We start from the raw sequence: 17,458 nt of genomic DNA on the forward strand, positions 1-17,458 counted from the left end.
AATAAAGGTGCAAGTTTATAAAGCATTTAATACTTTTGCATAAATAAAGCCGGAATACAGAATGACGTTTGAATATAAAACCATTGATAAACCCATAGAAAATACCTTATTAAAAGAAAAAGGAAGCAAGTTTATAGGATTTGCCTTCCCGGTTACTAATGAAAAGGAATTAAAAGCTGCATTGGAAAAAATCAGAGAAGAACATCCAAAAGCAACACATCATTGCTATGCTTTCAGAATGGGATTAAATGGTGAAAACTATAGAGCGAATGATGACGGTGAACCTTCAGGAAGTGCTGGACTTCCTATTTACAATCAATTATTAGCTAATGAAATTACCAATGTTCTGGTTATTTCAGTTCGTTATTATGGTGGAACTAAATTGGGTGTTTCTGGTTTAGTAAAAGCTTATAAAGAATCTGCAAAGATCACATTAGAAGAAGCCAATATCATCACAAGGGAACTGGAAACAGAAATTGAGATCCAGTTCAACTTCAATCAGCAGAATACCATCTTCACCCTGCTTTCAAAATTTGATGCCAAGGTTGTTAATTTTGATGCGAATGAAAACTGCATCCTTACCGCCTCATTAAAACTGGCACAAAAAGAAAGCATCTCAGAAAAGTTATCTGAGATGCAATATGTTTCATTTGAATTTAATGATTAATCTCTTCTCCCACCGAGAAGTAAAGATCCCCAGTAAAGGAGCTGAGCTAAAGATCCTAAAGCTGCTACAACATATGTTCTTGCAGCCCACTTTAAACTATCCTGAACTCCTACAAATTCTTCGGCAGTTACAGTACCTGTATCTTTAAGCCATTTCATTGCTCTGTTACTTGCATCATACTCTACCGGTAGTGTTACAAAAGCAAACAGAGTGGTTACTGCAAACATTGCTACACCAATAGCCAGGATGGCTGTATTTCCATTAGGATTATCTACTGTTCTGGTAGCTGCCATTATCGCAATACCTGCAATAAGAACAAACTGCATCAGATTGGAACTTATATTAACAACAGGAACCAATTTTGAACGTAGATTCAACATTGAGTATCCTACTGCATGCTGAACGGCATGTCCACATTCATGAGCTGCCACAGCTGCTGCCGCTGCATTTCTCTGCATGTAAACACCTTCAGAAAGGTTTACTGTTTTATCTGCCGGATTATAGTGGTCCGTTAGCTGTCCGGGAACTGATATTACCTGAACATCATTAATCCCGTTATCTCTCAACATTTTTTCCGCTACTTCTTTCCCCGAAAGGCCATTTCGAAGATGTACGTTGGAATAATATTCAAATTTTGATTTCAACCTGGACGAAACCCACCAGCTCACCAGCATTGAAATACCAATAATGATATAATAACCCGTCATTTTTATTTAGATTTTGTGTTCAATTTTTAACCATAATGATATAAAAACTGTGCCAAAGTATACGATTTTATTATTTATATTTGTCCCTAAATTACCATCAAAAGTTATGTCTAAGGTTTCAATTATTGAAGTAAAAACAGCTGATCATCTCAAGCAATTCGTAAGATTTCCAATGGATTTATATAAAAATAATCCATACTACGTTCCATCCTTTATTAAAGATGAAATGAAAATCTGGGATGCAAAAGAAAATCCTGCTTTACAATATTCAGAATCCAAACAATTTCTGGCTATAAAAGACAATAAGATATCAGGAAGAATTGCTGTAATTATTAACCATAAAGAAGAAAAAGAGTTAGGCATCAAAAAAGTAAGATTTGGCTGGATAGATTTTATTAATGATCCAGAGGTTTCCAAAGCCTTAATCCAAACTGCAATTGATTACGCCAAGGAGCATAATATTGATAAAATCGAAGGTCCGATGGGTTTCACCAATCTGGACAAAGCAGGTATGCTGACAATGGGATTTGATAAATTGGCTACTATGATTGGAATTTATAATCATGCCTATTATCCGGAACATCTTGAAAACCTTGGATTAGTAAAAGAAAAAGAATGGGTAGAATATGAAATGAATTTTCCGAAAGTACTTCCTGAAAAAGTAGAAAAATTCAGTGGATTGATTGCTCAAAAATATAAACTTAGTGTTCTTAAATTCAAATCAAAAGAAGAAATTCTTCCTTATGTAGAACCTATGTTTAAACTATTAGATGAAACCTATAAACACCTTTCCACTTACACCCCGATTTCGGACGAACAGATCAAAACCTACAAAGAAAAATACTTCCCTCTTATTGATAAAAACTATGTAATCTGTGTGGTAGACGAAAACAAGCAATTGGTTTCTTTTGCCATTACCATGCCTTCCTACTCCAAGGCTTTACAGAAATCAAAAGGTAAACTATTTCCTTTTGGATGGTGGCATTTTTTACAGGCTGCCAAGAAAAATGACCGTGCTAATTTTTATCTTATCGGAATTCATCCTGAGTATCAGAGACGTGGAGTAACCGCTATTATTTTCAAGGAAATCTTTGTCCGATTTACAAGCATGGGAATTAATTTTGCTGAAACCAACCCGGAACTTGAAGAAAACAAAAGTGTACAGCTTTTATGGCAGGACTACAACCCTGTGAATCATAAGAGAAGAAGAACATACTCACTTGAGATAAATGATAAGTGATAAATCATGAGTGGTACAATCTCACTCATCCACTTTTACACACTCTCACCTCAAATAATCTCCCCCATGAAGCCACAACTTATCATTTTCGCTGTTTTAATTGCCGGATTTATTGCTTATAATTTCTTTTTCCAATCGTTGGACAACCGAACAAATACAGTGATTAACATTGTTTTTGCGAGCCTTCTTTTTGGATATATTGCATATATGGCCTACTCTCTTCTTAAAAAAATGAAGAAATAATCTGTTATTTTTATTGATTCTAAATTGTAACTTTTCTCTATTTTCACCCGACTTTTAAGCTGATAAATTTCATGCTTTCTTGTTTATTCGTTAAATTTGCAAATTGAGATAATAATGCAAAAATGAATTTACCTGAAAGTTATATTCCAATCCTTATCCAGGCAGGTGTAGCAGTAGGATTTGTCGCTGTTTCATTACTTGGAGCACATTTCTTAGGTCCAAAGCAGAAAAAAGGAAATTCTGTAAAAAACCAAAGTTGGGAATGTGGGGTTCCTAGTGAAGGAAACGCTAGAACACCGTTTTCTATCAAGTACTTCCTGACTGCGGTATTGTTCGTACTATTCGATATTGAAATCGTATTCTTTTATCCTTATGCGGTAAACTTCAGAGAATTCGGTATGGAAGGATTCCTTGCTGTGCTTACGTTCGTTGCGATTTTCTTCGTGGCGTTTTTCTATGTTTGGAAACGTGGTGCACTAGATTGGGATAAATAAAAGCAAATTATGAGTTTTGAATGATGGATTTTGAATCAATAATCCAGCATTTATAATTCAAAATCTAAAAACAAACAACATGTCAGATAAAAAACCAGTAATAAGAACAGATGCACCTGCTCCCGAAGGCTATGAAGGAGAAGGGTTTTTCGCAACAAAACTGAGCAGTGTAATCGGGATGGCAAGAAAGTTTTCACTTTGGCCATTGCCATTTGCAACCTCTTGTTGTGGTATTGAGTTTATGGCTACCCTAAACCCTACTTATGATGCTTCAAGATTTGGTATGGAAAGAAACTCTTTCTCTCCAAGACAAGCGGATATGCTGATGGTTTGCGGAACTATATCAAAGAAATTAGGACCAGTCCTAAAAGAAGTATATACTCAAATGGCTGAGCCAAAATGGGTAGTAGCTGTTGGTGCTTGTGCTTCCAGCGGAGGTATTTTTGATACTTATTCTGTACTTCAGGGAATTGATAAAATTATTCCGGTAGACGTTTATGTTCCTGGATGTCCTCCAAGACCAGAACAGATTATTGAAGGAGTAATGCAGGTACAGGCTCTTGCAGAAAGCGAAAGCATCAGAAGAAGAGATATGCCTGAATATCAGAAATTATTAGATTCTTACAACATAAGCAACTAAACGGAAATGACAAACGAATTTGTATTAGAAGCAATCACCAGAGAATTTCCGGAATCTGTTATTTCAAGTTCAGAACCTTATGGAATGCTGACGGTGGAAGTGAAGAAAGAAGATATCAAGAAGATCATTCACTATCTTAAAGATTCATCATTGGAGTTTAATTTCCTTACAGACATCTGCGGTATTCACTACCCTGAATTCCCGGCAAAGGAAATTGGTGTTGTATACCATTTACATAATATGATGGCCAACTTCAGATTACGTCTGAAGATCTTTATGTCCAGAGAAAATATTGAAGTAGACTCACTTGTTGAGCTCTATGCTGGGGCTAACTGGATGGAAAGAGAAACGTATGATTTCTATGGGATTAAATTTAAAGGGCACCCGGATCTTAGACCTATTTTGAATATGGAAGATCTTGGATACCACCCAATGTTGAAAGAATATCGCCTTGAAGATGGTACCAGAACCGACAAGGACGATAATATGTTCGGAAGATAAATAAATTTGAAATTGGATATTTGGGATTTGAAGTTAACAATTCAAATTTCAAATCTCAAATCTAAATATATTATGAAAGATAACTCATTATCTAATATACTAAACCAGTACGAAAGTAAGGAACAGATTGACGGGCAATTATACACCCTGAATCTAGGACCTACCCACCCTGCTACTCACGGGATTTTCCAGAACATCCTAACGATGGATGGAGAAAGAATTCTTCACGCTGAGCAAACAGTAGGATATATCCACAGAGCATTTGAGAAAATTTCTGAAAGAAGAAACTATTCTCAGATCACTACCCTTACTGACCGTATGAATTACTGTTCTGCACCAATCAACAACTTAGGTTGGCACATGACAGTTGAGAAGCTGATTGGCGTTAAAGTTCCAAAACGTGTAGACTATATGCGTGTTATCTTAATGGAGCTGGCCAGAATTGGTGATCACCTGATCTGTAACGGGGTAACCGGGATGGACTCAGGAGCTATTACAGGACTTACCTATATGTTCATCGAAAGAGAACGTATTTATGATATGTATGAGCAGATTTGTGGAGCAAGGATGACTACGAACATGGGAAGAATCGGAGGATTTGAAAGAGATTTCACCCCTAAGTTCCATGAGTTATTACAGGACTTCTTAAAAACATTCCCTGCAAGATTTAAAGAATTCGGTACTTTATTAGAAAGAAACAGAATTTTCATGGACAGAACCATCGGTACAGGAGCTATTTCTGCCGAAAGAGCATTAAGCTACGGTTTCACAGGTCCAAACTTACGTGCAGCAGGTGTAGATTACGATGTAAGAGTTGCACAACCTTATTCCTCATACGAAGATTTCGACTTCATTATTCCTGTAGGAACTTCAGGAGATACTTACGACCGTTTCATGGTTCGTCAACAGGAAATCTGGGAATCACTAAAAATTATCAAACAAGCATACGAAAACCTTCCAGAAGGACCATTCCACGCGGATGTTCCTGATTTCTATCTTCCTGAAAAGGCAGATGTATATCAAAAAATGGAAGCTCTAATCTACCACTTCAAAATCGTAATGGGAGAAACTGATGTACCGAAAGGAGAAGTTTACCATGCAGTAGAAGGTGGAAACGGAGAATTAGGTTTCTATCTTGTGAGTGACGGAGGAAGAAGCCCTTACAGACTTCACTTCAGAAGACCATGCTTCATCTACTATCAGGCATACCCTGAAATGATTACAGGTTCTGTAATTTCAGATGCCATTGTAACGATGTGTAGTATGAATATTATTGCGGGAGAATTAGACGCATAATACATTAGACTAAAAGATAATAGAAGAAAAGATAATAGACTTTCTTCACCCAATATAAAACGAATTTAGAATAACGGACTTTAGAATCTTTTTTCTTTGTTCTTTACTCTTTAATCTTAGATAAAAAATGAGCGAAACAATAGCTTTTAAACCGGAAAGTTTAGCACAGGTACACAAAATTATCGCAAGATATCCTGAAGGAAGACAAAAATCTGCTCTTCTTCCTGTACTTCACTTGGCACAGAAAGAATTCGGAGGATGGTTAGATGTTCCTGTGATGGATTATGTTGCCGGACTTTTAAGTATCAAACCGATCGAAGTATATGAAGTGGCTACTTTCTATACCATGTTCAACATGAAGCCGGTAGGTAAATATGTTTTAGAGGTTTGCAGAACAGGACCTTGTATGGTTTGTGGAAGCGAAAAAATCCTTGACCACATCAGAACGAAACTGAACATTAAGGATGGTGAAACTACTGAAGACGGGATGTTCACTCTAAAGCCAGCTGAATGTCTTGGAGCATGCGGATACGCACCAATGCTACAGCTTGGAAAGTTCTTTCATGAAAATTTAACAATAGAAAAAGTAGACGAAATCCTTGAACTTTGCAGACAGGGACAGCTTGCTTTAGACTAATAAAGATTTTGAATCCTGAATTTTGGATTTAAACTCAGTTAATTTTTTTAATAATTATAAAAAGCTAGAAGTCAAAAGCCGATAGCTAAAAGCATAATAAACAATGAGTAAAAAACTTTTACTTAAAGACGCACATATAGAAGGTATTCGCTACTTTGAAACATACCGTAAACAGGGGGGTTACACTGCAGCTGAAAAGGCCTTGAAGATGACTCCTGACGAAATTCTTGAAGAAGTAAAAGCTTCAGGACTAAGAGGACGTGGTGGAGCTGGATTCCCAACTGGGATGAAATGGAGCTTTTTGGCAAAACCGGAAGGCGTTCCAAGACACCTTGTAGTAAATGCAGATGAATCTGAGCCTGGAACATTTAAGGACAGATATCTGATGGAGTTCCTTCCTCACCTACTGATTGAAGGAATGCTAATTTCATCTTTCTGTTTAGGTTCAAATGTTTCTTATATCTACATCCGTGGAGAATATTCATGGATTCCTGATATTTTAGAAGAAGCTATTGAAGAAGCTAAAGCAGCAGGATTTTTAGGTAAAAACATTTTAGGAACTGGTTTCGATTGTGAAATCTATGTACAGAGAGGTGGTGGAGCATACATCTGCGGTGAAGAAACTGCATTGCTTGAATCCCTTGAAGGAAAAAGAGGTAACCCAAGATTAAAACCACCATTCCCGGCTGTAAAAGGTCTTTGGGAGAGACCAACGGTGGTAAACAACGTTGAGTCTATTGCTGCCATTGTTCCAATCATTGATATTACAGGTGCTGAGTATGCTAAAATCGGAGTTGGAAGATCTACAGGAACGAAATTAATTTCTGCTTGTGGAAACATCAACAAACCGGGTGTATACGAAATCGATATGACCATTACCGTAGAAGAATTTATCTATTCTGATGAATATTGCGGTGGTATTAAAGATGGGAAAAAATTAAAGGCTTGTATTCCTGGAGGAAGTTCTGTTCCAATTGTTCCAGCTAATTTATTGTTGAGAACGGTGAACGGAGAGCCAAGATATATGAACTATGAATCATTGGCTGATGGTGGTTTTGCTACCGGAACAATGATGGGTTCAGGAGGTTTCATCGTTTTAGATGAAGACCAGTGTATCGTAGAACATACGATGACTTTAGCAAGATTCTACCACCATGAAAGTTGTGGACAGTGTACTCCTTGCCGTGAAGGAACGGGATGGATGCATAAAATCCTAAAGAAAATTGAAAAAGGAGAAGGAAAAATGGAAGATATCGATCTACTTTGGGATATCCAGAGAAAAATCGAAGGAAATACAATCTGTCCATTAGGAGATGCAGCAGCCTGGCCGGTTGCAGCAGCCATCCGTCACTTCAGAGATGAATTTGAGTGGCACGTGAAAAACCCTGAGTTATCTCAGACTCAGAACTATGGATTGGCACATTATGCAGATCCTATCCCAGCTGTTGAAAAGAATGCGTAGTTGAAATGAAAAGATTGTTTGTTGTCGGCTTAATGATGTCGAGTTTTGTTTTCGGACAAAAAAAAGATTCTCTAGTAGTAGAAAATAATGCAGACCTGTTTAAAGCTCCTGTTTCTAAAAAACCTGAGCCTTTAAGCAAAAAAGGACAAATGTTCTTTTTTTATGGATGGAATAGAGCGGCATTCAGTAATTCTGACATCCATTTTAAAGGAAATGGATATGATTTCCAACTGAATAATGTAACGGCACAGGATAGACCTACAAAATTTGGAATTGTTTATTTTGATCCAAGCTGGTTTACTGTAACGCAGTATAATTTCAGAATAGGATATTTTATTAAAGATAATTTAGCGCTTGTTTTAGGAATTGATCACATGAAATATGTGATGGATCAAGATCAAACCGTTAACTTTAAAGGACATATTTCAGATCCTCAATATGCAGGCATGGTGCAAAACGGTCAGGTAAACCTGGCAGATGAGAAGTTCCTTACTTTTGAACATACAGACGGACTTAATTATGAAAACTTAGGTCTTGAAAAATACCAAAGCCTTATCAACAAGAAAAATGTTGATTTAGTTTGGTCTTATGGTGCCGGTATCGGATTCATGTTCCCAAAAAGTAATGTAAAACTTTTCGGAAATGAAAGAAGTGACCGTTTCCACGTTGCTGGTATGGGAACTGATGTAAGAGCCAGTCTTAATTTAGTGCTATGGAATCATGTCATGGTAAGACTAGAAGGAAAAGCCGGTTACATCAATATGTGGGATATTAAAACTACATTGAACAACAAGCCAGACAAAGCTCAACAGGATTTTGTTTTCGGACAAATAATGGGGGGAATTGGATATACATTTAATACTAAGAAATATAAATAACAAAGCCTATTGCTTAACGCATAAAGCTTAAAGCATACAATATGAGCGAAGAAGTTAAAAAATTCACAATAACTATAGACGGACAGACTACTGAAGTTTTGCCTGGTACTTCTATTTTGGAAGCGGCAAGACAAATTGGCGGTAAATCTGTACCTCCTGCTATGTGCTATTACAGCAAATTAGAAACCAGTGGAGGAAGATGCAGAACTTGTCTTGTAGAAGTTTCTAAAGGATCTGAAGCAGATCCGCGTCCTATGCCTAAATTGGTAGCAAGTTGCAGAACGAATGTAATGGACGGGATGGAAGTTAAAAACCTTACTTCTGAGAAAGCTCAGGAAGGAAGAAAAGCGGTTACCGAATTCTTATTGGTAAATCACCCGTTAGACTGTCCTGTTTGTGATCAGGCTGGTGAATGTCACCTTCAGGATCTTGGATATGAGCATGGAAATCTTGAGACAAGAACAGAATTCGAAAGGAATACTTACGAAGCAGATGATCTTGGACCGAACATCAAGTTGAACATGAACCGTTGTATTCTTTGTGCAAGATGTGTATTAGCCGCTAACCAATTAACAGGAGAAAGAGAGCATGGTATTCTTTTCAGAGGAGATCACGCTGAAATTTCTACGTATTTAAATAAAGCTTTAGATAATGACTTCATCGGAAATGTTATTGACGTTTGTCCTGTAGGAGCATTAACAGACAGAACCTCTCGTTTTGCAAGCAGAGTATGGTTTACAAAACCAATGAATGCTACTTGTAAATGTGATAAGTGTTCAGGAAAAGCTGTAGTTTGGATGAAAGGTGATGAAATCGTAAGAGTAACTGCAAGAAAAGACCAGTGGGGTGAAGTTGAAGAATTCATCTGTGATACATGTCGTTTCGAAAGAAAAGCATTATCAGACTGGAATATTGAAGGTCCTAGACATATCGACAGACACTCTGTAATTTCATTGAACCACTACGAAAAGCCTAAAGATGAGCTAAGAGTTTTAGACAATCCGATGGCTAAGGAAATCAGTGAAAAAGACGAAAAATAATTTGAATTAAAAGACATCAGATTTCAGATTCCAGACTTCAGACCATTTGATATCTAGCATCTGACATCTTAATATCTAAATAAAAATGGATTTACTTACATTTAAACTTATACTTGTACTAGCACTTTTCCTGCTTTCGTTAACGATTGCAGCCTACTCTACCTGGGCAGAAAGAAAAGTTGCCTCTATCATGCAGGATAGAATTGGTCCTAACAGAGCTGGACCTTTCGGATTACTGCAACCTCTTGCTGACGGTGGAAAATTCTTCTTCAAGGAAGACTTTACGCCTGCCAATGCTGAAAAATTCCTTTTCGTATTGGGACCGGCTTTAGTAATGTTTATTTCATTAATCACAGGAGCAGTTATTCCTTGGGGTAAAAGTTTAAATATTGCAGGTACTTCTTTTGATCTTCAAGTAGCTAACATTGATGTTGGTGTACTTTTCATCATCGGAATGGCCTCCATCGGGGTTTACGGAATTATGATTGGAGGTTGGGCTTCGAACAACAAATATTCATTATTAGGTGCTATCCGTGCTTCTTCTCAGATGATTTCTTATGAATTGGCAATGGGATTAGCGCTTCTTTCTATTATTATGATGGCTGGAAGCCTAGACTTAAAAGAAATCACAGAAAGCCAAACTACTGGAAAATTATGGGGAGTTATTCCTTGGGTTTCCGGTATGAACTGGAATATTTTCTACCAACCAATTGCTTTCCTTGTTTTCTTTGTAGCCGCTTTAGCTGAAACAAACAGACACCCGTTCGATTTACCTGAGTGTGAATCTGAATTGGTAACAGGATACTCTACAGAATACTCTTCCATGAAGTTAGGTTTATATATGTTCGGGGAATACGTGAACATGTTTATATCTAATGCTTTCATGGTAGTTCTTTTCTTCGGAGGATACAACTATCCTGGGATTGAATGGGTAACTCAGAACTGGGGAGAAAACATTGCAGGAATCTTAAGTATCGTAGCATTCTTAACGAAAACTGTAATCGGGATTTTGATCTTTATGTGGATCAGATGGACGCTTCCAAGATTCAGATACGACCAGTTAATGCACTTAGGATGGAAAACATTAATCCCGATGGCATTGGTAAACCTATTAATTACAGGAGCTGTAATTTTAGCATTTGCAAACTAAGAGATAAGAATATATTTTTAATGCTGGATACAGGTTCAGCCTAAAAAAATTAAATAAATGAAACTTACAAACAGATCAAAAGTTGTTTCCAATAAAGAAATGACCCTTGCTGAAAAAATCTACCTTCCTGCAATATTTACAGGGATGGGGATTACATTTAAGCATGCTGTAAGAACCGTGATAAAAGGTGCTCCCGCAGTATATTCGTATCCGGAAGTACAGAAGCCAAGAACTACCATCTGGAGAGGTCAGCACGTTTTGAAAAGAGACGAAGAAGGCAGAGAAAGATGTACAGCTTGCGGGCTTTGTGCGGTAGCTTGTCCTGCAGAAGCCATTACAATGACTGCTGCTGAAAGAACTAAAGAGGAAAAAGGACTTTACAGAGAAGAAAAATATGCTTCAGTATATGAAATCAATATGCTAAGATGTATTTTCTGTGGTATGTGTGAAGAAGCTTGTCCTAAATCTGCCATCTATCTTACAGACAGATTGGTAGACGTAGAAACCAACAGAGGTTCTTTCATTTACGGAAAAGATAAATTAGTTGAAAAAATAAATGAAAGGATTGACATCACGACAAGACAATCCGAGAAACAAAAAAATGCGGTAAAATAATGGATCAGTTTTTATTTTTCTTGGTGGCGTTTTTAGCAGTAGCAAGTGCGGTGTACTTCGTGTTTGCAAAAAATCCTTTATATGCTATTTTGTCATTAATTGTTACGATGTTTTCAATTGCCGGAATGTACATTCTTTTGAATGCACAATTCTTAGCAATCATCCAGATTATAGTGTACGCAGGTGCCATCATGGTACTTTTCCTTTACATCTTAATGATGCTTAACCTTAATAAAGCAGACGAAAGTAAGAAGGGTAATACTTTAAAATTTATTGGAGTTTTTACTGCAGGTCTTCTTTTAGTAGGAGTTTTAGGAGTATTCAGAGGGGTTCAGCAAAACCAAATTGTTGTTGAGAATGTAGACAGAGGGGTTGGTCTTACTAAAAACCTGGGTAGACTTTTGTTTAATGAATATGTTTTGCCGTTTGAGCTTGCTTCCATCCTGATTTTAGCAGGTATTGTAGGCGCGGTATTAATCGGTAAAAAAGATTTATAAAATTATGGGAGAAGTAAATACATTTATACAAAGCATCCCTTTGAACTACTTCATTATCCTTTGTTCAGTATTATTCTGCTTAGGAGTGATGGGAGTATTGCTTAGAAAAAATGCTATTGTGATTCTGGGCTGTGTAGAGCTTATGCTTAATTCTGTAAACCTTTTATTGGCTGCTTTTTCAGCATACAAAGGGAACGGTGACGGACAGCTTTTAGTGTTCTTCATTATGGTGGTTGCTGCTGCTGAAGTAGCGGTAGGTCTGGCAATTATTGCTATGCTGTATAGAAATACCCGTTCTGTAGATGTTAGTATATTTAATAAATTAAGAGGATAAGAATGGAGAATTTAGTATATGCAATAGTACTTTTACCACTTTTAGGGTTTCTTATTAACGGTTTATTCGGAAAAAATCTTCCAAAAATATTGGTTGGATCTTTAGCAACAGCTATGGTTTTCGGATCATTCTGTATTGCTGTAAGTCTTTTCATGAATTTCAATTCTGAAAGCCAGCCTGTAATCGTAAAAGCTTTTGAATGGTTTAGAGTAAATGGGATTCAGATCAATTTTGGGTTCCAGATTGATCAGCTGTCTTTAATGATGGTTATGATTATTACGGGTATCGGTTCACTGATCCACTTATACTCTATCGGATATATGAGTCATGATAAAGGATTCTATAAGTTCTTTACTTATCTGAATCTTTTCATCTTCTCAATGTTACTTTTAGTGATGGGAAGCAACTACCTTATCTTATTCATCGGATGGGAAGGTGTAGGTCTTTGTTCTTACCTATTGATCGGATTCTGGTACACGAACGAGGAATACGGTAAAGCGGCAAGAAAAGCTTTCATCATGAACAGAATTGGTGACTTAGCATTATTGATTGGTATCTTTATGATTGCTGCTCAGACGAATGCTGTAGATTACCTTTCAGTAGCTGAAAATGCTTCAAAATTTGAATTAGACGGAACAGTGATTATCTTTATCACAGCGAGTTTATTCATCGGTGCTACCGGTAAATCTGCTCAGGTTCCATTATATACTTGGTTACCGGACGCAATGGCCGGGCCAACTCCTGTTTCTGCGTTAATTCACGCAGCAACAATGGTAACAGCGGGTATTTATTTAGTAGTAAGATCTAACTTCTTATTTACTTTAGCACCAACTGTACAAGGAGGAATTTTATTAATCGGATTCTTAACTGCAGCTTTAGCAGGATTCTATGCACTACGTCAGAACGACATCAAAAAAGTATTGGCATACTCTACAGTTTCACAACTTGGATTTATGTTCATCGCTTTAGGACTTGGAGCGTATACAACAGCTATGTTCCACGTAATGACACACGCTTTCTTTAAAGCTTTACTATTCTTAGGTGCAGGTTCTGTAATCCACGCTATGAGCAACGAGCAGGATATGCGTTTCATGGGAGGTCTTAAAAAATATATTCCTCTTACGCACGCTACATTCCTTATCGGAACATTAGCGATCTCAGGTTTCCCTTTATTATCGGGGATGATCTCTAAAGACGAAATTTTAGTAGCAGCTTTCGCTAAAAATCCAATCTATTGGGTAATCTTATTTGTTTTAGCGGCAATGACTGCAACGTATATGTTCAGACTATACTATCTGACTTTCCATGGAGAGTTCAGAGGGACTGAAGAGCAAAAACACCACTTACACGAAAGCCCGTCTAATATGACATTACCATTGATCGTATTGGCTATTCTTTCTGTAGTTGGAGGTTTCATCAACTTGCCACACTTCATCGGTCACGGACACTATGCTAAACTGATGGAATGGTTAAAGCCTGTTCTTACGGAACAAAGCTACAGCCAGATGGAAGCTACTCTTTCAGGAGTAGATTTCAACACTGAAATGATCTTATTAGCAGCTACAGTTCTTATGTTCTTCTCTGTATGGTTTATCGTTAGAAATACCTACGTAAAAAAGAAAAAAATGGCTGTGGCAGAAGAAAGCTATACCGGATGGGAAAAGCTTTCTGCTAAGAAATTATACGTTGACGAACTTTACAACGCATTGATTGTAAAAACTGTTGAAGGATTAGGACGCGGAGGAAAGATGTTTGATAAGGGTATCTTAGACCGTTTTGTAAACTTTGTAGGTGATGGTGCTGAAGACAGCGGAAAAGCTATGAAGCGTGTTCAAAACGGAAATGTAGAGACGTATATTCTTATCATGTCTTTAGCTGTGGGAATTATATTAATTGTTAACTTTTTATTACAATAATAATGTCTTGTTTATTATTAACATTATTACTATTACCTCTAGTAGGTTCGGGATTAGTTTTTGCATGGAAGAGTAATTCCAGCAAATATTTGGCACTAGGGATTGCATTGATCCAAATGCTTCTTACGTTCTATATACTATCGGATTTTGATTTTACTCCGACAGTAGACAGCGTATTGCAGCATGAAATCAGTTATCCGTGGTCACAATTTATGAAGAGCTCTCTTCACTTCGGTATCGATGGAATGAGCATGCTTCTTTTATTGCTGACTAACATTTTAGCGCCAATTATCATTTTATCTTCTTTCAACGAAAGTGTAAGCTACAGAAATACATTCTACGGACTGATTCTGTTGATGCAATTCGGTCTTGTAGGAGTATTTACTTCTTTAGACGGATTGTTGTTCTACATTTTCTGGGAAGTCACTTTGATTCCAATTTGGTTTATTGCCGGACTTTGGGGACAAGAGAATAAAAGGTTTGAATTCACTACGAAGTTCTTCGTATATACATTCGTTGGATCTTTATTTATGTTAGCCGGATTGATCTATGTGTACAACCACTCTGCATCATTCGCTTTAACAGATCTATACAATGCGCAACTGAATGAAACACAACAAACGGTGGTATTCTGGTTCATTTTCTTTGCTTTTGCAGTGAAATTACCAGTATTCCCATTCCATACATGGCAGCCTGATACGTATACCTACTCTCCTACTCAGGGATCGATGTTGTTATCTGGTATCATGCTTAAAATGGCGGTGTACGGTGTATTACGTTATTTACTTCCAATCACTCCACTTCCAATTGCAGGAATTTCCGGACAGATTGTAATCATCCTTGCTATTGTGGGAATTGTTCACGGAGCATTGATTGCCATCATCCAAACAGATATGAAGAGAATTATTGCTTATTCATCTTTCTCTCACGTAGGATTGATGGTAGCAGGTATCTTCGCTTCTGCAGTAGTTACTTTAAGAGGAACTTTCAATGTGGAAGGTGCTGAAGGAGCATTGGTACAAACTTTCGCTCACGGTATCAACGTAGTGGGATTATTCTACTGTTGTGATATTTTATACAAGAGATTTAAATCAAGAGACATCAGACAAATGGGTGGTTTAGCTAAAGTAGCGCCTAAGTTTGCAGTCTTGTTCCTGATTATTATATTAGGCTCAATGGGAGTTCCATTGACGAATGGATTCATCGGAGAATTTATCCTGTTAAAATCAGTATATGATTTCAACGGAACAGCAGCAGTAATTGCTGGTCTTACGGTAATTCTTTGTGCGGTGTACTTATTGAGATTCTACGGAAAAGCAATGTTCGGAGAAGGAAATGCAGAAGTTTTAAGCACAGCAAAAGATTTATCTGCTGTAGAATTCTCTGTATTGGCTAGTATCGCGGTTTTTGTAATCTTACTTGGTATTTTCCCACAACCGGTAATCGATATGGTGAGTAGTTCAGTGAAGTTTATCTACACGGCGATGGCTAACTAAAAAATTAAAAGATTTAAAAATTAAAAAAATAAGAGATTAGAGAGAATAAAGATAAAAGACGAAGAGATAAGAGACAGGAACTTTTAACTCTGAACCAGAAACTTTAAACTTCAAATCTCACATCTCAAATCTATATTATGAGTGTTTTAATTATTGTTTTCCTAACGGCAGTTATTGCGTTATTTTCAGGAGTTTTTGAACAAGGGAAATTCGCAAGATACATTGGGATTTTCGGTTTAATCGTTGCATTGTACGTAAGCTTTATGCCTGAATGTTCGTTCTTCGATCATTACAAGCACATGTATGAATACAGTGCCAATACTGCATTATTCACGAAATTATCCATTGTAACAACTTTATTGTTATTCTTTTTGGGAGGTTTTGCATTCAGCAATCACAGAAGCCACCAATCAGAATTATATGCATTAATGTTATTTGCATTAGTGGGAGGAATTGTTCTTTTTGGATACCAGAACTTGGTAACAATGTTCTTAGGTGTTGAAATCCTTTCTATTCCGTTATATGTAATGGCTGGTGCCAACAAAACTGATCTGAGATCAAACGAAGCTTCAATTAAATATTTCTTAATGGGTGCATTCGCAACAGGTTTCCTACTTTTCGGAATCGCGTTCATCTACGGAAGTGCAGGAAGCTTTGATTTATATAAGATCCACGACTTTGGAGTTGCAAACGCTTCGAACGTAATGTTCATCTTAGGAGTATTGCTTATCCTTTGTGCATTGGCATTTAAAGTAGCTTTAGCACCATTCCACATGTGGAGCCCTGATGTATATGCAGGATCGCCTTCATTAATTACAGCATTCATGGCGAGTGTGGTAAAGATTTCAGGTTTCTTCGCATTATTCAGATTAATGACAATCGGATTTGCCGGAGTTACTCACGAATGGATTAATGTTTTAGGAGTATTCTTAATTATTACTTTATTATTAGCAAACGTTATGGGTCTTGCTCAAACGAATGCAAAAAGAATGTTGGCATACTCTTCAGTATCTCACGCAGGATACATTGGATTGGTATTCTTCGGAATGACAAGCCTTTCTACTTATAACTTAGCGTTCTATTTATTCGCTTATGCTTTATCTACAGTAGGAGTTTTCATGTGTCTGATCTGGGTAGAGAAATTAAAAAGAGAAACTTCTTTCGGAGCTTTCAAAGGATTGGCGAAAACAGAACCTCTATTAGCTACAGTAGCAACAATCTCTATGCTTTCAATGGCAGGAGTTCCGCTAACAGCTGGTTTCATGGGGAAATTTGCTTTATTCTCTCAAGCAATGAACGGAGCAGCTTTCTTAGTATTAGTAGCCGTTTTAGGTTCTGCCCTATCCATTGCTTACTATTTGAGACTGATTATTGCAATGTTCTTCTTTAAAGAATCAACATTTAAGTCATCAGAAAAAGTAACACTTACTTACAATATTGTTGCAATATTTGTAATTGTAGCAATTATCGTTCTGGGTATCTTCCCGGATCTGTTTGCAAAAGTGTTCGGATTATAAAAAGTTATCCATACTATATCAAAAACCTTTCAGAAATTCTGGAAGGTTTTTTTGTGTTAGTAAGTTTAATAGATAGAGTAAAAAGGAGATAAATGCCTCTCTACATTTCATGTTTGTTTTAAGTAAAG

The 17,458-nt window shown here is 37.0% G+C and carries 19 protein-coding genes; 18 read left to right on the forward strand and 1 reads right to left on the reverse strand.

The window, feature by feature from the left end; all coding sequences use genetic code 11:
- Positions 1 to 61: 61 nt before the first annotated feature.
- Positions 62 to 667 (forward strand): IMPACT family protein, encoded by a 606-nt coding sequence (locus BLS98_RS21595; RefSeq protein WP_089739347.1) that lies wholly within the window; start codon positions 62 to 64, stop codon positions 665 to 667.
- Here the strand turns inward: BLS98_RS21595 and BLS98_RS21600 are convergent.
- Positions 664 to 1,374: a zinc metallopeptidase gene (locus BLS98_RS21600; RefSeq protein ID WP_089739349.1), complete on the reverse strand. Its 711-nt coding sequence runs from the start codon at positions 1,372 to 1,374 to the stop codon at positions 664 to 666. The genes BLS98_RS21595 and BLS98_RS21600 overlap by 4 nt on opposite strands.
- 106 nt (positions 1,375 to 1,480) lie before the next feature.
- On the opposite strand from BLS98_RS21600, the gene BLS98_RS21605 reads away from it, so the two are divergent.
- The 17 genes from BLS98_RS21605 to BLS98_RS21680 all read left to right on the forward strand — a co-directional run bounded on the left by BLS98_RS21605 (position 1,481) and on the right by BLS98_RS21680 (position 17,330).
- Positions 1,481 to 2,614 (forward strand): GTP cyclohydrolase, encoded by a 1,134-nt coding sequence (locus BLS98_RS21605; RefSeq protein WP_089739352.1) that lies wholly within the window; start codon positions 1,481 to 1,483, stop codon positions 2,612 to 2,614.
- A 66-nt stretch (positions 2,615 to 2,680) separates the two neighbouring features.
- Positions 2,681 to 2,857, forward strand: coding sequence for a hypothetical protein (locus BLS98_RS23455; protein WP_167356268.1), 177 nt, complete (start codon positions 2,681 to 2,683; stop codon positions 2,855 to 2,857).
- A gap of 122 nt (positions 2,858 to 2,979) precedes the next feature.
- A complete protein-coding gene (locus BLS98_RS21610; RefSeq protein WP_089739355.1) occupies positions 2,980 to 3,351 on the forward strand; it encodes an NADH-quinone oxidoreductase subunit A in 372 nt (123 codons plus the stop codon).
- A gap of 79 nt (positions 3,352 to 3,430) precedes the next feature.
- Positions 3,431 to 3,991 (forward strand): NADH-quinone oxidoreductase subunit B, encoded by a 561-nt coding sequence (locus tag BLS98_RS21615; protein ID WP_002983540.1) that lies wholly within the window; start codon positions 3,431 to 3,433, stop codon positions 3,989 to 3,991.
- A 6-nt stretch (positions 3,992 to 3,997) separates the two neighbouring features.
- Complete coding sequence (locus BLS98_RS21620) at positions 3,998 to 4,492, forward strand: NADH-quinone oxidoreductase subunit C (protein WP_089739357.1); 495 nt, start codon at positions 3,998 to 4,000, stop codon at positions 4,490 to 4,492.
- Positions 4,493 to 4,564: 72 nt separating this feature from the next.
- Positions 4,565 to 5,788: an NADH dehydrogenase (quinone) subunit D gene (gene nuoD, locus BLS98_RS21625; protein ID WP_076553057.1), complete on the forward strand. Its 1,224-nt coding sequence runs from the start codon at positions 4,565 to 4,567 to the stop codon at positions 5,786 to 5,788.
- 127 nt (positions 5,789 to 5,915) lie between these two features.
- Complete coding sequence (locus BLS98_RS21630) at positions 5,916 to 6,425, forward strand: NADH-quinone oxidoreductase subunit NuoE family protein (RefSeq protein ID WP_089739359.1); 510 nt, start codon at positions 5,916 to 5,918, stop codon at positions 6,423 to 6,425.
- Between the two features lie 103 nt (positions 6,426 to 6,528).
- The gene (gene nuoF, locus BLS98_RS21635) at positions 6,529 to 7,887 is read left to right on the forward strand and encodes an NADH-quinone oxidoreductase subunit NuoF (RefSeq protein WP_089739361.1); all 1,359 of its coding nucleotides are present in this window, start codon (positions 6,529 to 6,531) and stop codon (positions 7,885 to 7,887) included.
- Between the two features lie 5 nt (positions 7,888 to 7,892).
- Positions 7,893 to 8,765 carry a hypothetical protein gene (locus BLS98_RS21640; RefSeq protein ID WP_089739364.1) on the forward strand — a complete coding sequence of 291 codons (873 nt, stop codon included), beginning with the start codon at positions 7,893 to 7,895 and terminating at the stop codon, positions 8,763 to 8,765.
- A gap of 41 nt (positions 8,766 to 8,806) precedes the next feature.
- Positions 8,807 to 9,805 carry an NADH-quinone oxidoreductase subunit G gene (locus BLS98_RS21645; RefSeq protein ID WP_089739365.1) on the forward strand — a complete coding sequence of 333 codons (999 nt, stop codon included), beginning with the start codon at positions 8,807 to 8,809 and terminating at the stop codon, positions 9,803 to 9,805.
- A gap of 85 nt (positions 9,806 to 9,890) precedes the next feature.
- On the forward strand, positions 9,891 to 10,955 hold the full coding sequence (nuoH, locus tag BLS98_RS21650; RefSeq protein WP_089739367.1) for an NADH-quinone oxidoreductase subunit NuoH: 1,065 nt from the start codon (positions 9,891 to 9,893) through the stop codon (positions 10,953 to 10,955).
- Positions 10,956 to 11,012: 57 nt separating this feature from the next.
- Entirely contained in the window at positions 11,013 to 11,570 is a 558-nt protein-coding gene (locus BLS98_RS21655; protein ID WP_040996950.1) for a NuoI/complex I 23 kDa subunit family protein, read from the forward strand.
- Entirely contained in the window at positions 11,570 to 12,067 is a 498-nt protein-coding gene (locus tag BLS98_RS21660) for an NADH-quinone oxidoreductase subunit J family protein (protein WP_089739369.1), read from the forward strand. Before BLS98_RS21655 ends, BLS98_RS21660 begins: the two co-directional genes overlap by 1 nt.
- A gap of 4 nt (positions 12,068 to 12,071) precedes the next feature.
- On the forward strand, positions 12,072 to 12,401 hold the full coding sequence (gene nuoK, locus BLS98_RS21665; protein ID WP_045492868.1) for an NADH-quinone oxidoreductase subunit NuoK: 330 nt from the start codon (positions 12,072 to 12,074) through the stop codon (positions 12,399 to 12,401).
- A 2-nt stretch (positions 12,402 to 12,403) separates the two neighbouring features.
- Complete coding sequence (gene nuoL / locus BLS98_RS21670; RefSeq protein ID WP_089739371.1) at positions 12,404 to 14,317, forward strand: NADH-quinone oxidoreductase subunit L; 1,914 nt, start codon at positions 12,404 to 12,406, stop codon at positions 14,315 to 14,317.
- A 2-nt stretch (positions 14,318 to 14,319) separates the two neighbouring features.
- Positions 14,320 to 15,813 carry a complex I subunit 4 family protein gene (locus tag BLS98_RS21675; protein WP_089739373.1) on the forward strand — a complete coding sequence of 498 codons (1,494 nt, stop codon included), beginning with the start codon at positions 14,320 to 14,322 and terminating at the stop codon, positions 15,811 to 15,813.
- A 137-nt stretch (positions 15,814 to 15,950) separates the two neighbouring features.
- The gene (locus tag BLS98_RS21680; RefSeq protein ID WP_089739375.1) at positions 15,951 to 17,330 is read left to right on the forward strand and encodes an NADH-quinone oxidoreductase subunit N; all 1,380 of its coding nucleotides are present in this window, start codon (positions 15,951 to 15,953) and stop codon (positions 17,328 to 17,330) included.
- Positions 17,331 to 17,458: the final 128 nt, after the last annotated feature.

The organism is Chryseobacterium jejuense, from assembly GCF_900100075.1.
Taxonomy (GTDB): domain Bacteria; phylum Bacteroidota; class Bacteroidia; order Flavobacteriales; family Weeksellaceae; genus Chryseobacterium; species Chryseobacterium jejuense.

What these genes read in the sequence shown, in the direction of transcription:
- BLS98_RS23455 (WP_167356268.1), top strand. Translation starts at nt 2,681, where the DNA reads ATGAAGCCACAACTTATCATTTTCGCTGTTTTAATTGCCGGATTTATT.
- BLS98_RS21655 (WP_040996950.1), top strand. Translation starts at nt 11,013, where the DNA reads ATGAAACTTACAAACAGATCAAAAGTTGTTTCCAATAAAGAAATGACC.
- nuoF (WP_089739361.1), top strand. Translation starts at nt 6,529, where the DNA reads ATGAGTAAAAAACTTTTACTTAAAGACGCACATATAGAAGGTATTCGC.
- nuoL (WP_089739371.1), top strand. Translation starts at nt 12,404, where the DNA reads ATGGAGAATTTAGTATATGCAATAGTACTTTTACCACTTTTAGGGTTT.
- BLS98_RS21595 (WP_089739347.1), top strand. Translation starts at nt 62, where the DNA reads ATGACGTTTGAATATAAAACCATTGATAAACCCATAGAAAATACCTTA.
- BLS98_RS21610 (WP_089739355.1), top strand. Translation starts at nt 2,980, where the DNA reads ATGAATTTACCTGAAAGTTATATTCCAATCCTTATCCAGGCAGGTGTA.
- BLS98_RS21605 (WP_089739352.1), top strand. Translation starts at nt 1,481, where the DNA reads ATGTCTAAGGTTTCAATTATTGAAGTAAAAACAGCTGATCATCTCAAG.
- nuoH (WP_089739367.1), top strand. Translation starts at nt 9,891, where the DNA reads ATGGATTTACTTACATTTAAACTTATACTTGTACTAGCACTTTTCCTG.
- BLS98_RS21645 (WP_089739365.1), top strand. Translation starts at nt 8,807, where the DNA reads ATGAGCGAAGAAGTTAAAAAATTCACAATAACTATAGACGGACAGACT.
- BLS98_RS21615 (WP_002983540.1), top strand. Translation starts at nt 3,431, where the DNA reads ATGTCAGATAAAAAACCAGTAATAAGAACAGATGCACCTGCTCCCGAA.
- nuoK (WP_045492868.1), top strand. Translation starts at nt 12,072, where the DNA reads ATGGGAGAAGTAAATACATTTATACAAAGCATCCCTTTGAACTACTTC.
- BLS98_RS21630 (WP_089739359.1), top strand. Translation starts at nt 5,916, where the DNA reads ATGAGCGAAACAATAGCTTTTAAACCGGAAAGTTTAGCACAGGTACAC.
- nuoD (WP_076553057.1), top strand. Translation starts at nt 4,565, where the DNA reads ATGAAAGATAACTCATTATCTAATATACTAAACCAGTACGAAAGTAAG.
- BLS98_RS21660 (WP_089739369.1), top strand. Translation starts at nt 11,570, where the DNA reads ATGGATCAGTTTTTATTTTTCTTGGTGGCGTTTTTAGCAGTAGCAAGT.
- BLS98_RS21680 (WP_089739375.1), top strand. Translation starts at nt 15,951, where the DNA reads ATGAGTGTTTTAATTATTGTTTTCCTAACGGCAGTTATTGCGTTATTT.
- BLS98_RS21675 (WP_089739373.1), top strand. Translation starts at nt 14,320, where the DNA reads ATGTCTTGTTTATTATTAACATTATTACTATTACCTCTAGTAGGTTCG.
- BLS98_RS21640 (WP_089739364.1), top strand. Translation starts at nt 7,893, where the DNA reads ATGAAAAGATTGTTTGTTGTCGGCTTAATGATGTCGAGTTTTGTTTTC.
- BLS98_RS21600 (WP_089739349.1), bottom strand. Translation starts at nt 1,374, where the DNA reads ATGACGGGTTATTATATCATTATTGGTATTTCAATGCTGGTGAGCTGG.
- BLS98_RS21620 (WP_089739357.1), top strand. Translation starts at nt 3,998, where the DNA reads ATGACAAACGAATTTGTATTAGAAGCAATCACCAGAGAATTTCCGGAA.